Source organism: Rummeliibacillus sp. TYF005 (assembly GCF_003844195.1).
In the GTDB taxonomy this organism is placed as follows: domain Bacteria; phylum Bacillota; class Bacilli; order Bacillales_A; family Planococcaceae; genus Rummeliibacillus.
The window spans coordinates 1-12,882 of record NZ_ML122546.1 but is presented as its reverse complement, the minus strand read 5'-3'; the positions used below and the strand labels follow the sequence as shown (position 1 = coordinate 12,882).

General features: G+C 30.1%; 17 protein-coding genes and 1 pseudogene. 3 read left to right on the top strand and 15 right to left on the bottom strand.

What is annotated here, in order from left to right; all coding sequences use genetic code 11:
• Nucleotides 1-9: 9 nt before the first annotated feature.
• The 5 genes from CW357_RS05335 to CW357_RS05310 form a co-directional block, all read right to left on the bottom strand.
• Nucleotides 10-234, bottom strand: a complete 225-nt coding sequence (locus tag CW357_RS05335; protein ID WP_124217513.1) for a hypothetical protein — start codon at nucleotides 232-234, stop codon at nucleotides 10-12.
• A gap of 23 nt (nucleotides 235-257) precedes the next feature.
• Nucleotides 258-755, bottom strand: coding sequence for a GNAT family N-acetyltransferase (locus CW357_RS05330; protein WP_124217512.1), 498 nt, complete (start codon nucleotides 753-755; stop codon nucleotides 258-260).
• 299 nt (nucleotides 756-1,054) lie between these two features.
• Nucleotides 1,055-1,324, bottom strand: coding sequence for a YesK family protein (locus CW357_RS05320; RefSeq protein ID WP_124217510.1), 270 nt, complete (start codon nucleotides 1,322-1,324; stop codon nucleotides 1,055-1,057).
• 95 nt (nucleotides 1,325-1,419) lie between these two features.
• Nucleotides 1,420-1,932, bottom strand: a complete 513-nt coding sequence (locus tag CW357_RS05315) for a hypothetical protein (protein WP_124217509.1) — start codon at nucleotides 1,930-1,932, stop codon at nucleotides 1,420-1,422.
• Between the two features lie 14 nt (nucleotides 1,933-1,946).
• Nucleotides 1,947-2,132: a hypothetical protein gene (locus CW357_RS05310; RefSeq protein ID WP_124217508.1), complete on the bottom strand. Its 186-nt coding sequence runs from the start codon at nucleotides 2,130-2,132 to the stop codon at nucleotides 1,947-1,949.
• A 288-nt stretch (nucleotides 2,133-2,420) separates the two neighbouring features.
• On the opposite strand from CW357_RS05310, the gene CW357_RS05305 reads away from it, so the two are divergent.
• Complete coding sequence (locus CW357_RS05305; RefSeq protein ID WP_124217507.1) at nucleotides 2,421-2,726, top strand: hypothetical protein; 306 nt, start codon at nucleotides 2,421-2,423, stop codon at nucleotides 2,724-2,726.
• Nucleotides 2,727-2,908: 182 nt separating this feature from the next.
• Complete coding sequence (locus CW357_RS05300; protein ID WP_124217506.1) at nucleotides 2,909-3,946, top strand: WG repeat-containing protein; 1,038 nt, start codon at nucleotides 2,909-2,911, stop codon at nucleotides 3,944-3,946.
• A 579-nt stretch (nucleotides 3,947-4,525) separates the two neighbouring features.
• Here the strand turns inward: CW357_RS05300 and CW357_RS05295 are convergent.
• The 4 genes from CW357_RS05295 to CW357_RS05280 all read right to left on the bottom strand — a co-directional run bounded on the left by CW357_RS05295 (nucleotide 4,526) and on the right by CW357_RS05280 (nucleotide 8,786).
• Nucleotides 4,526-4,984: a hypothetical protein gene (locus CW357_RS05295; protein ID WP_119417373.1), complete on the bottom strand. Its 459-nt coding sequence runs from the start codon at nucleotides 4,982-4,984 to the stop codon at nucleotides 4,526-4,528.
• 74 nt (nucleotides 4,985-5,058) lie between these two features.
• Entirely contained in the window at nucleotides 5,059-6,597 is a 1,539-nt protein-coding gene (locus tag CW357_RS05290; protein WP_124217505.1) for an NAD(P)H-hydrate dehydratase, read from the bottom strand.
• 542 nt (nucleotides 6,598-7,139) lie between these two features.
• Nucleotides 7,140-7,778 carry a hypothetical protein gene (locus CW357_RS05285; protein ID WP_164489543.1) on the bottom strand — a complete coding sequence of 213 codons (639 nt, stop codon included), beginning with the start codon at nucleotides 7,776-7,778 and terminating at the stop codon, nucleotides 7,140-7,142.
• Between the two features lie 639 nt (nucleotides 7,779-8,417).
• Entirely contained in the window at nucleotides 8,418-8,786 is a 369-nt protein-coding gene (locus tag CW357_RS05280; protein ID WP_119417402.1) for a hypothetical protein, read from the bottom strand.
• A 186-nt stretch (nucleotides 8,787-8,972) separates the two neighbouring features.
• On the opposite strand from CW357_RS05280, the gene CW357_RS05275 reads away from it, so the two are divergent.
• Entirely contained in the window at nucleotides 8,973-9,638 is a 666-nt protein-coding gene (locus CW357_RS05275; RefSeq protein WP_124217503.1) for a hypothetical protein, read from the top strand.
• Between the two features lie 78 nt (nucleotides 9,639-9,716).
• On the opposite strand, the gene CW357_RS05270 is transcribed toward CW357_RS05275, so the two are convergent.
• The 6 genes and pseudogenes from CW357_RS05270 to CW357_RS05245 all read right to left on the bottom strand — a co-directional run.
• Entirely contained in the window at nucleotides 9,717-10,022 is a 306-nt protein-coding gene (locus CW357_RS05270) for a hypothetical protein (protein ID WP_124217502.1), read from the bottom strand.
• 153 nt (nucleotides 10,023-10,175) lie between these two features.
• Nucleotides 10,176-10,355, bottom strand: a complete 180-nt coding sequence (locus CW357_RS05265) for a hypothetical protein (protein ID WP_124217501.1) — start codon at nucleotides 10,353-10,355, stop codon at nucleotides 10,176-10,178.
• Nucleotides 10,356-10,932: 577 nt separating this feature from the next.
• Nucleotides 10,933-11,097: a GNAT family protein gene (locus tag CW357_RS05260; RefSeq protein ID WP_124217500.1), complete on the bottom strand. Its 165-nt coding sequence runs from the start codon at nucleotides 11,095-11,097 to the stop codon at nucleotides 10,933-10,935.
• Between the two features lie 76 nt (nucleotides 11,098-11,173).
• Nucleotides 11,174-11,368, bottom strand: coding sequence for a DUF6366 family protein (locus tag CW357_RS05255; RefSeq protein ID WP_124217499.1), 195 nt, complete (start codon nucleotides 11,366-11,368; stop codon nucleotides 11,174-11,176).
• 37 nt (nucleotides 11,369-11,405) lie between these two features.
• Complete coding sequence (locus tag CW357_RS05250) at nucleotides 11,406-11,927, bottom strand: AAA family ATPase (RefSeq protein WP_124217498.1); 522 nt, start codon at nucleotides 11,925-11,927, stop codon at nucleotides 11,406-11,408.
• Between the two features lie 157 nt (nucleotides 11,928-12,084).
• Nucleotides 12,085-12,822, bottom strand: a pseudogene (locus CW357_RS05245) (alpha/beta hydrolase); the annotation flags it as partial.
• Nucleotides 12,823-12,882 lie beyond the last annotated feature (60 nt).

The window sequence follows — 12,882 nt, the reverse complement described above, 5'->3', positions numbered from 1 at the left end:
AACTAGACATCATTTCATCATTTGATAAGAAATATAGATGTTATATAATAAAGGAACTAATAAAGCTATAGCTAAACAAAGTACTGCCCCTTTTTTGGCTTGCGCTGTCTGACTTTTGTCATCAGCTTTTAAATATTGTAAGAATGTCAATGTAAAATAAAAACATAATACTATAAATACATTTGAAACAATTCCAATCCACCCTGCTGAACTTAGTATATTTAAATTATCCATTTATTTATCTCTCTTTCTATTATTTAAATTGTAAAAATCTTCACCTGTTTACCTTTTAAATCAATCTCCCTTTCCTCTTTCATCCCTATATTTCTTGCTACTTTTTGGGAAGCCAAATTATCAACTTGTATAAGCGCAATCATCTTTTGTAAATGCAATTCTTTTTCTCCATAATCTCTTAATGCTTTTGCTACTTCAGTTGCGAATCCTTCCCCCCAGTAATTTGTACTTATCCAATATCCGATTTCTATAAGCTCTTCACCATTGATTATTTGCGGTACTAATCCTGCATGTCCAATTCGTTCCCCTGTGTCCTTTAATTCAATTATTTTCAAACCATAATCTTTGTTTTGATCATAGGATGCTTTGATCCAATCATAAAACGCTTTTGCTTCTGTTTCATTTTTAGTTTTACCATTGCCGATAAATCTCACCATTTCGGGGGCTTTTAAAAGCGAATTTAAAAAATGAAAATCATCCGTATTATAATCTCTAAGTTTTATTCTTTTAGTTTCAATCATTAACGTCTCTCCTAACTCCAAATTATATTAAGACAACTATTTTACTTAATCGAAAATCTGAACATTTCGATTAGGATAGTCAATAACCAAGCGTTTTCCCTTTATAATATCAATTCCAAAAACACCGTCCAACTTGAAAAACGTTGCAAATTCACTTAACACTTGATTTAACTTTTCAAATTGGATTGCTTGATTTGTATTAAAAAGAACAGGAAATTTTCTATATGTTTTACGCATTAAAAAAATGGGTCAGCTTGTAAAACTGCTGACCTTATTAGAACTAGTCATCTTGAAATGCCTTAATGAGTAGATTGAATTTTTCTAAAATTCAACACAAACGTTACTATTGAAAAGACCACAATCGGAAAGCCTAAAAGTAAATATGCAAACCCTTCAAATCCTCTAACAACTAAATAACCATAGAATGCGATTGCTACACCAAGAATCATAGTTCCTAAAGAATAGATTTGTATATAGGTTTTAGAAACACCATTCTTATTTAACACTGTAGCAATGACAGTCAAAATAATCCCGGCCAATACGCCGAGTAATAAAGGCACAAAAATCATTTTTTCACCACCTTTAAAATCTAATTATAAAAAGGCTCTACTTATTATATTATACAAATTATTGTAGAAAAACATGATTTTGTATATACGGATTATTACTTAGTTTTTTTAAATTCCATTATTTCGCTTAATTGAAACTGTTGATTTACTTTCTTATTATTTTTATCAGTCCAAGAAATAGTTGTGTGGGCATTTTTAAATTTGGCTTTGAGCTCTTTTTCAGATAATCCTTTTGCATAAAAAACAATTTTCGCTTTATGTTCTATAGAATTTTCTGTTGGACGTTCTTCTTCCATTATATTACCGAACCAGTATCTCTTAATATCATCAGTATCTCCTAGAGCTTTTTTCCAATCATCGTATGAATGAATTTTAAGGTTCTTTATTGTATTCGTGTTTGTAATTCGCAATTTATAGTTAATTTTTTGAAAATCTGTTTGCTTTGGGTTATTTAACTCTTTGGTCCCGATAACTCCATATTCTTCTGCACTTATTGGTGAAATTTTAAATTGTACATTAATTATTGGCTCTTCGCTCTTACTACAGGCTGTTACAAGAAAAAACGTCAACATTCCAACAAAAATCATGAATATCCTTTCAATCTTCATCTTCATCTCCCCTCTTATTCATTTAGAATCCCTACAATTATTAGGGCTAAAATAATGGCAAATATGATAATACCACCCACAGTTGGGCTACCGAAATATGTTCGATTATAATAATCATGACCATCGATTATTCTCTTTTGTTTTTCGTTCCACTTCTCTCTATCCTTTTCAAACATATCCATTTTTTTCTTATCAAGCATTTTCCTACCCCCTAAAGAGAAAACAGACAGACATCACAGTTCTTCAAAAATGATATCTTAATAATTTATTTTAACATTCCGGCCTCATCATTTACAGTAATTTCTAATTATAGAAGTTCAATAATTAGACAATTTTTAGAAAAATAGATGTTAAAATCAATTCTGCTATCATATTATTTTATAAGATGATTTATTGAAACGTAGGCTTATTTATCCCTAATTATAATGGAATTACTGTTTTTCTTAGACTGAAGTGAATGACCATTTCTTTTTAGGGGGGAATATTGATTGGATAATAGGCTGTTGAATTTTATTTCGATTATTTCTTTCGTAACTACAATTGTCTCTTTTCTAGTTTGCTTTTTATTGTATCGATTCACAAATGATACAAAGGCAATCGCTGAATTTAGTAATACTGGATTTATTGGTTATATCTTTTTCATCTTGGTATTTACAGCACCATTAGCTGGAATCCTATTTGCAATACTAAGTAAGAAGACAACTCTAAAACCTGCATTAATTTTAGGAAATACAGTTGCTTTTTTAACGCTTGCCTTAATCGTAGCAAGTAAAGCATTTTATGATTTTATATAACAATTGAAGAGTTCGTCCATCATAAAAACACCTTATTTTTAAGGTGTTTTTTCTTGTATCCTCTTAACATTCCATTAATAATTAGCCTCCTTTACATTTATCTGGTAGAATAATCTTTACCATTTCTATAACTCTTAATATTATGCAATTAATTCAAAGATTCCAAGATAGGAGAGTTTTATATGAAGAAAATTATCGGCAGTATTATTGCAGGGATCATATTAAGCTTTACAGTTCTTACAGATGCAAATGCTGAAAATAACTTTTTGCCTTACAATGAAGTAAGAAATTTTAGTGAAGGTTTAGCTCCTGTTTCAATTTTAAAGAAAAATGATAAAGGCATTGAATTCGAGCTATATGGATTTATGGATGAAAAAGCTAAAGAAGTAATTGCACCGAAATATGAGGATGTCGGTAAATTTAGTGAAGGTTTAGCAAAGGTACAACTAGAAGGAAAATGGGGATTTATTGACCAAACAGGTAGGCTTATAGTTTCCAATAAATACGATCAAGCTGATAAATTTAAAAATGGCTTAGCAGCTGTTCGTAAGAATGGAAAATGGGGGTATATTAATACAAAAGGTAAAGAAGTGGTTAAACCTCAATACGATAAAGCTTATGCATTCAGCTATAATTTAGGCGCAGTTAAGAAAAATGGTCATTGGAGTTACATTAATAAAAAAGGAACAGCGGTTATTAAAACGAAATACACAAGTGTTAAACGTTTTATCAGTGGATACGCTGCTATCAAGCACAATGGGAAATGGGGGTATATTGATACAAAAGGAAATGTGGTAATTCAACCTCAATACAAGAAGGTCCACTCTTTTTATGAAGGGCTTGCGGCAGTTTATAAAGATGGAAAATGGGGTTTTATCGATAAAAACAATCATGTGAAAATCAAATTCAAATATGAAGATATAACAGATTTTAGCGAAGGACTTGCGGGATTTCAAAAAAATTGGCATTGGGGTTTTATCGATAAAAAAGGAAATGTAAAAATTAAAAACAACTATTTACAAATTTACTCAGGCTTTAGTGAAGGCTTTGCTAGTATTATGAATCGAGCTGAAAATGGCGGTTATATTGATCAAAATGGCAATGCTTTTCCTAAGTTTGAAACGGATTTCGTTGGTTATCCATTCCAAAATGGAAAAGCAATCGTAAATGTTGGCGGAGATGGTCAATACTATATCTTAAAAGTACTTAGTTTGCATTAGATCAAAAAATTTTATAACGATAGAAGCCTTGCTACTAGTTAATAATTAGTAAGGCTTTTTATTTTTATCTCATTCCTCACGTAAGCTTCTTTTTCCCTTCTAAATATTCATTTAAGTTATTATAATTAATTAATTGATTAGTTATATTTTCCTGATTACTATGCAATAATCTATCGACTCTCTCAATATACTACTATATACATTTATGCAATATATATTAAAAGTGGAGGTGTATAACCATTAAGAAAAAAATATTGCTAGGCTGGAGAATTTTTTTAATACATGCAATAGTCTTATTGTTTGTTGCTGGAAAGATTAATTTCTTTTATTTCTCATCTTTTATAAGTGGATTATTGATTATGTTTGTAGTGGATGTGTTACAAAAAAGAAAAAAATCAAAAAAAATAACTGTAATTGAAAATGCGGAAAATATAGACTGAATATACCTCAAAGCCATGGATAAATCATTCACTTTTCGGCGATATTTTTGTGTCATTCTTATAACTTGTCTATAAAATTCCTAATATAAAAGCAGCTCATACTTAGTATGGGCTGCTTCTCTTTAAATCTCCATAAATTCTAATGCATATCAATTTTTCTACCAAAGAATCCGCAAAAGAATGCAAGAAGATGTATTAGTAAGAATGTATTTTCATTAAAGTACCAATTATTCGTATAATAATTTAAAGCCCCTTTTCCAAAAATAACCGAACTTGGATTTTGCCAATTACCATGTAATTCATTTAGGGAATTTTGTAAAAGTTGATACTCTCCCGTTATACCGATTAAAAGTATTAAGACTGTAATAAATATCAACAACCAAAGCTTTTCTAGGGGTTTAATTGCAAAATAATCTCTTCCAACCGTCCACGTGATAAAAAGACTTAATATTAAAAATGGGATTAGAAGTGTAATTGGTATAAGTGCTTCATTTCCGTGTTGATCAGTTTTTGTTGGATCAAGTGTAAAATAAAATTCAATGATGATAAATCCGAAAAATGTAATTGCCAAAGATATGTACCATGCTAAGTTTCGCAAGCTAATTCTCCTTTCGAAGACAAGATTCTTCAAATTTCGCAAATAGCATAGAGTATATTCGACAAAATTAGTTATTAAAACATTTTGTTTAAAATTTGAGGTATTCCATCAATTACGTTGTTTGGTGTTACGCCATAATGAGATAATTCATTTGCTTTAACTTCTGCAGTTTTTGCATGTAAATAGGAAGCACAAACTACCGCCTCTTCTGGTGTTGCACCTTGGCATAATAATGATAATATTACGCCAGTTAAAACATCTCCACTACCGCCTTTTCCAAGTGCATCATGACCTAACGGATTGATCCAAGTCTTGCCATTAGGATTTGCGATTATTGAACGGTGCCCTTTTAATAAAACATAAACATTAAATTCTCTAGCAAATTGTTGAGCGACTTCGATTCTATTTTCTTCAACTTCTTTTACTGTTGTATTAAGTAATCTAGCCATTTCACCAGGATGTGGTGTAATAATTACTGAACCTTCATAATTCCTTACTAAATGCATCTGATTTCTTAATATAGTAAGTCCATCCGCATCTACTATGATTGGCTGACCATTAAGTCGTTGAAATAGACTTTGTACTAATTTTTCCGCGCCTGTAAATCTCCCCATACCTGGTCCAAAAGCAATCGCTTTGTAAGATGATAAATCGATTTCATCTAGTGCAGTTACTGTAAAATGTCCCTCTTCAGATTTTAATGGTAAAAATAACACTTCTGGAACTTGAATAGCGGATAATTCGTAATTACTTTCTGGCACAGCTAAAGTGATTAAACCAATTCCTGTTTGAAATGCAGCTTTTGCAGAATACAAAGGTGCACCTACATATTGTTTCGATCCACCGATGACTAAACCATGTCCAAAAGTTCCCTTATGCCCATTTTGTGGTCTTTTTGGCATTTGCGCAAAGACATCACTTATTGTAATACATTTTGGTAAGTCCATATTCAATTTCTCAACCAATGATAGCGGAACTGAAATATCTACTACTTTCCAATTCCCTATATAATCGGGTCCATTATGTAAAAAGAAACCTTTTTTCGGCATTACAAACGTAATGGTTTCATCAGCTTTGACAGCAAGTTCCTCAATACGTCCATCATCTGCCTGAAGACCAGATGGAATATCTACCGATAAAACAAAAGCTGTAGATTGATTGACCATTTGAATTACAGATCGGTAAGGTTCTCTTATGATGCCATGAGCACCAGTTCCTAACATAGCATCTACTATGATGGTTGCACAATTTACTTTTGCTTGAAGTTCAGATAAATTTTCTGTTGTCAATTGGAAAAAAGGTAATTCACGGTTACGATAAACAGTTAGATTAATCAATGCATCCCCTTTAACCTTATTTTCATCAACTAGCAGACAAAGTTCAACATTCATACCTCGTTCATAGAGTTTTCTTGCTATAACAAAACCATCGCCACCATTGTTACCAGCACCAGATAAAATAAGAATTCTTGCTTCGACATCTTCAAAATGCTCTAATAACGTCTCCGCAACTGCAGTACCTGCATTTTCCATCAAAACAATTCCTGGTAAACCTAATGATTCTGCTGTATATGTATCTAAAATTTGCAAGTCTTTTTGACCACCTATGTACATACAATACCTCCCATTATCCAATTTCCCACTTACTTTAATCTAAAAGTTCGTAAACTATTGAAAATACTTGATACAAATAGTCTAAAGGTGATAAATACATTCTTAAGAATAAGTCTACCTCTAAGTAAGAAATTTGTACACAACACAAATTTCCTCTTTTAATATTTAAGTGTAGCGTTTTCTTACTACCTATTCTAACGAAATTATATTAACTTTAATATTGAGGAATGTTAATAGTTTCAAATTTTCTATCAAAAGCGACATTATTTTCTATATTATTACAAAATTTCTACAAAATCAATACCATCAATTACCAAAAACTTGAACTCCATTAATGCAGTTGCTTATCCCGTATATTTTTAGTAGTGTACTCTTCCAAAGCTAAGGTAAATAGAAATAAAGCTTCGTGTACACAATTTTCAAAATCTTATCGCTTTATTTTCGAAATAATCAGAGTAGTGTAACAAAAATATTAAATTATAACATATTAAAAGCAGCCCATTCTTCTTTTGTGTTTAAAGAAGAGGACTGCTCTATACTTTTTAACTATTCTTTCTGATATTATCCATTAATCCGCCATCATCAAAATATTTGATTTCACTTATTTTTCCGCTTTCCGGAAGTGTTGCTACACCTTTGATATTATATTTTTTCTCAGTACTACCATCTTCTTTATATTTTACTTTAACAACAAAATCAAAATCTTCATCATCATTTTTATTCTTTTTTATCTTAATATCATCAACTTTTATATGAATATCTTTAGATTGCAGTGTATAGTTAAAAGCAGAGCTGATAAAGAACTTTTCAAATCCGGATTGTGTAAAGTAAGGTTGGTATAAATCTTCAACGTATTCGTAAAGTTCGCTTCCGCTCGATGCTTTTACGACAGTTTTCCCATCTACATTTGTAAGATTTTTGGGGTTTTGAATGATTTTATTGTACTTTTGCTTCGGACTGGTAAATTCCGATTTTAGTACTTCTTCTATTGATTGAACGCTTTTTTTATCAATAATTTTATCGTTTTTTTCAACTATAACAGAATCTGCTTGTACCTTTTGATCGCTGACCATTTCTTTATTTTGAGAACAACCAGCTGCTACTAGTAATATAGAAAACAGAATACCTATCTTATAAAAAGCATTAAAATTGATCAATTTATTGAAGTGTCTATTTAACATTGAACATCACCTTTCGCTCTAGTTATTTGAGTATTCCAAAATTCTAATTAAAATCGCCGATTAATAATCTTTAAAGCTTTTAACTTACTTTTATCACTCCCAGTTAATATTACGAAGTGCCAATTAATCGCTTTCTTCCAGTTCTCTCTGCATGTTGATAATCTATTATTTTTTGTTGTTATACATCTTATTGAGAACTTCAAGACATTATCATTACAGTGTGTTTAAAAATTGGTATTCATTTGATATGTATTTGTAACATGATTGTAATCTTTTGTTTTAAGATCTATATATCTTGTTATTGAAACTAGATGCGATTTTAAAAATACTTTAAATACATACAAATAGGTAAAGCCTTGATGGCAATTATAAAGGATTACATTTACAGGATTTAGACAATAGTTGAGAGGGTATTTTCTTCATTTTAGAAATATGAGCTGACTAGTGTAACATTCAAAGAAATAGTTTTCATAAATCGAAGTTTTGGCATTTATAGCTTGAGAAGAAATAAAGATACTAAGATTTTTTATTCAAACAAAACAGTAATTAAAATAAGTCAGTAGCTACCAAATTATAAATGGTCACCCCCTTTGAGAAATATTAACTTGTTTTCCTTCTATAAATACACGATTCTTGATTTTAATCAAGAGGTATCGTTTCAATCTTTCCATTAGAGTTTGGTAACGGATTTGGTCCGAATCCACTTCGAGCATCTTCTCCACTGAACTTTTCTGATTGAACAGTAGATTGTTCTGCAACTTTATACTGTTCCCTCATCGTTATTGCAAATTCTCTTGGTGTCATACTTTTCACACTATCGTAAAACCTTTCCTTATTTTCTTCAGCCACATAATGAGTCACACCTAATTCTTCACTAAGTTGACTAAGTACTTTTAAGTATGGAATCATTTGAATTTCTAATTCATTTAATCGATTGTTAGAGGCCATAGTTAAGGAACTAGATATCCATAGTAACATTATGCTTAATATAACAGTTTTCTTTAACATGCTTTGCTTTTCACCTCTCAAACACAAAACTTTCTTTTTTGTGATACCTTCTTATATATTCTTTCTCTCGTAATTTATACGAAGAATATTCTTTTTTTATAATAATCTTTCTAAAAACTGTCCATGATGAATATGATATGACAACAGAATTTTTACTATATATTCTGAATAGGATGGTATATATCCATGAAATTATTACGATTTATATTTTTTGTAATCTTCGTATTTTGCTTTTGGTACTCTGTCAATATAGAAAAATTTCAATACGTTGAAAAAGCTGCTGTTTTTCAAGAAAAGATTGAACCAATGAGTGAATTCACTGTAGATTCTTCGAAGGAAATACCAGATAGAGAAATTACATTACGAGAAGCAATTTTAATTTCTATAGAAATAGCAAAACAATATGATCCTAATCCAGAACTATTAAATATTAATAGTGTGGCGGATAAAAAAGGAACTGGAAAAGATGGTAAAAAACCAAATTGGAATAGCATGGTTAGCTTACCTCATGCAAATTATCGTATGAGTGTCACCATTGTAAATGGAAAACTTAAAGAATATAAATTTTTAGATCCATCTGATGATAAACCAATTAAGAATATAGATATTAGTATTGACAGTGATACATTTATTCAAAAGGCAATACAAAAATACAATCTCAAACCAATTAAAGCAAAAAATTCCGCCAAAGAAAACTACCATTTTAAGATTCAACGAAACGATGAACAGATGCCAATTTTTAGTATTGAAGGCTATACAAAATCTGGTGAATATATGGAAATTTACTTTAATCCATTGAATGGAAGCTATTTAGGTAAAGGAATTAAACAATTTGAAAATGGGGAAAAGTGATTGATCTATATCTTTATTAAAGACTTGAAGTATGTATTTTTTCTCCCCTTTCCAGATTCACTTTAGCTATATTATTATTTAATGTTCATGTTCTTCACAATTACATGCTTCTGGAATAATGTAACCGTCTAAAATGAGTTCTACCTCATCTTTGGATTGGTCAATACCTATCGTAATATCTTTTAAGTCATCAACCACTGCTTGTTCAATAGCTATCTGGATACCTTCAACAATTTCAATTTTATCACCAGGCTCAGCTGGTTCAAATTCGGCTGTCAATGTTGGATGACAACACCCCGCTAAATTATAAAAACGTATCGTGTCATAGTTATTTTCCTCCATTTCTTTTTTGAAGAATTCAGATGCTTGTTCTGTCATTTTCATTCAAGTCGCCTCCAAATATTTGAAAGTCTTTGCCGCATTATCCTTATTGTTACCACTTGGATTTTGCTTCATACATTATTAAGCAAAACATAATTTTTTCGTAAAGATTAAGACATCTCTTTTCGGCGAACTCTTAATTTTTGAGTACTTAGTTTATTTTTTAGGAAGATTTTCATAAATATTAATCAGTTCTAATAATTTTTCTTTATATTTTCCTTCCATATCATTTCCATATATTGCTGCATCAATAACTGTATAGATAATCATAAGAAGACTTTTTGCTTCATTTTCATTTAATTTCACAATATTTTCCCTTGCTTCCTCTATTTTCAAAATACGATTCCCACCTTAGCTTTTTTCATTTACAATAATTAATTTTGATCATGATATATTTATAACCAACATTATCTAAATTGAAGAAACTTGCCTTATAAATTACTAAATTTCGATAAAAAGTAGGTTTTACCTTTAATAAATTTCTGCTATTCATAACATTTTTTTGAACATTACAAAGATATTTATAGCATATTCAAAATTAACATTATTTACCTCACCCCCTATTTTTGTTATATTATTTTACAAAGTAATAATTGGGCCAAAGACTTCAGAAAGAAAAGAATGAGGTGATATAATGAGTAAAATTGATTCTCCATTATAGCTAATTGGTGGATTGCTTAATATTGGATATTATATTTTTATAGTTTTTGCTTTAATCTACATAATTATTTTATTAAAACAAATAAAAAATAAACTATAACTCTCTCGCTCTTTCTTATGATAAAAAATGCCCTAACATCATTTCGGATGACAGGGCTTTGACCGTATTATAAGTTATATATTTACTCAACAAATTCTTTATTTACAGTAATAATTAGACCATGAACCAGATTTAGCATAGCAGATGCTCCACTTATTTTAAAAACTCATTGTTTAGAATACTTATTCTTAAACGGTCTACAAATTTACCATTTGTGAAATAATCATGTCTTAAAATAACTTCTTCAACATATCCCATTTTTTTAATTGCCTTTTGGTTATCAACTTCCACTCTTATCCGAGTTTTGTTAAGCTTCAAAATGTTAAATCCTCAAAGAAGCATTTCATTCATTGCTGTATATTGTTAAATACCAAATGTTTGCCTTTTAGCAGATTTAATTGAAAAAACTTAAATATATAATAATACCAACTATTATTACTATAATAAGAATTCCTGTTCCTTTCCATCCTAAATCCCCGATTAAATCGTGAAGTCCTCCACCATGAATACTTCCTGCTGGGTTTCTTTTTAATTCTTCTTGTCTTAATCTTTCTCTTCTTGCTGCGGGAGTTTCTTTAGCTTTGTTCATCAATACACCTCTACTCTTAAATGGAAAGGGAGCACACCTATGAAAGAAACGCGCACTTTTTAATACAATTTACGTTTTTAATAACTTCTATCTTGTCTTTATGTATGCCATAATTGTTGAAAAAATCAACTTTACTAACTTCTTCAAAATAACGATTCCATTTAAACATTTTAAAAAATATTTCTAATGTTGGTTTGTAATTTGCTTCCTCTAATTTAAGTTTTTGTTTGAGAAACCTTTTTATAATTCGGTATGTTCTTATTGAATATTTTGTATCTAAAAAGATAATTAAATCTGCACTATTAAAACAATTGCTTACCCATTCTTCATTGTGCACTCCTTCAATTATCCAACTGTCGGTTTGTATTATACTGGTTAGATACTCTTTTCTTTCTTGTTCAGTTCTTTTTATATCACCAGACTTATTCCTTATCCAAACTACATTATCCAATTCGTAATACGGTATACCTAACTTTGAAGATATTTCTTTTGCTAAAGTTGTTTTACCACTTCCAACTGAGCCGATAATATGTATCCTTTTGTATATTTTCTTTTTCATAAAAGCACCAATTCCGTAATGACTTTTTCAAAAGACAATTCGACATTACAGTTGGATTTACCTCTTATTAATTGAAATGGAAATTCTATTACCTTTGAATAAATAAGCACAAATCTATTTTTCTAGAAATGCGTCCAAATTATTGAATAAAATTATATTAAAAGAATTGGTTCGATTTACGAGATAAAAATGTAAATAGTTTAGGGACTCTATCCCTAAAGGCCAAATAGTTATGTTCTGCTTCTTTAATAATTTGAAACTTTGTATTTGGTATTTTCTCTTTTAAGATTTCATATATGGCTTTATTCGAAGCTAAAAATTCCACACTTATTGCTTCGGCATCTCCAGCTTCCTTAGTACCGCAGTCTAAGTAGACACTTTCAATCAGTGATAAATCAGTACATTGTATTAACTTTTCAATTTCCTCCTGGTTACGATAAAATGCTGAAGACAGAATTGCTATATTTCTGAAAATTTCAGGATAGCGACACATTGCATAAGTTGAAATGAGTCCTCCTAAGGAAATCCCTGCCATAGCAGTATGCTCTTTTAATGTCCTATAATTATTATCTATGAATGGCTTAAGTTCATTCACTATAAACTCAACATATTGTATCCCTCTTCCACCATCTATTGATTCCTTACCTAAAAATTTCTTACTATATTCCCCACATGTCCAAGGACAATATTCATTTATTCTTTCTTCACTATTTTGGTCTATCCCGACAACGATAACATTTAATTCATTTTCATCTAAATATTTTTCGAGTTTTAAAGAAGTACCCCTAATTGCATCATTATCTTGGAAGACATTCTGACCATCGTGCATATACAACACTGGGTAGCTCTGATCTTCGATAGTGTAATTTTTGGGTAGATATATTCTAATAAATCTTTCTTGTTGTAAACGTTAAACTAAAATAGACAGTTATCGCTAAATAAGATTGAACACTTT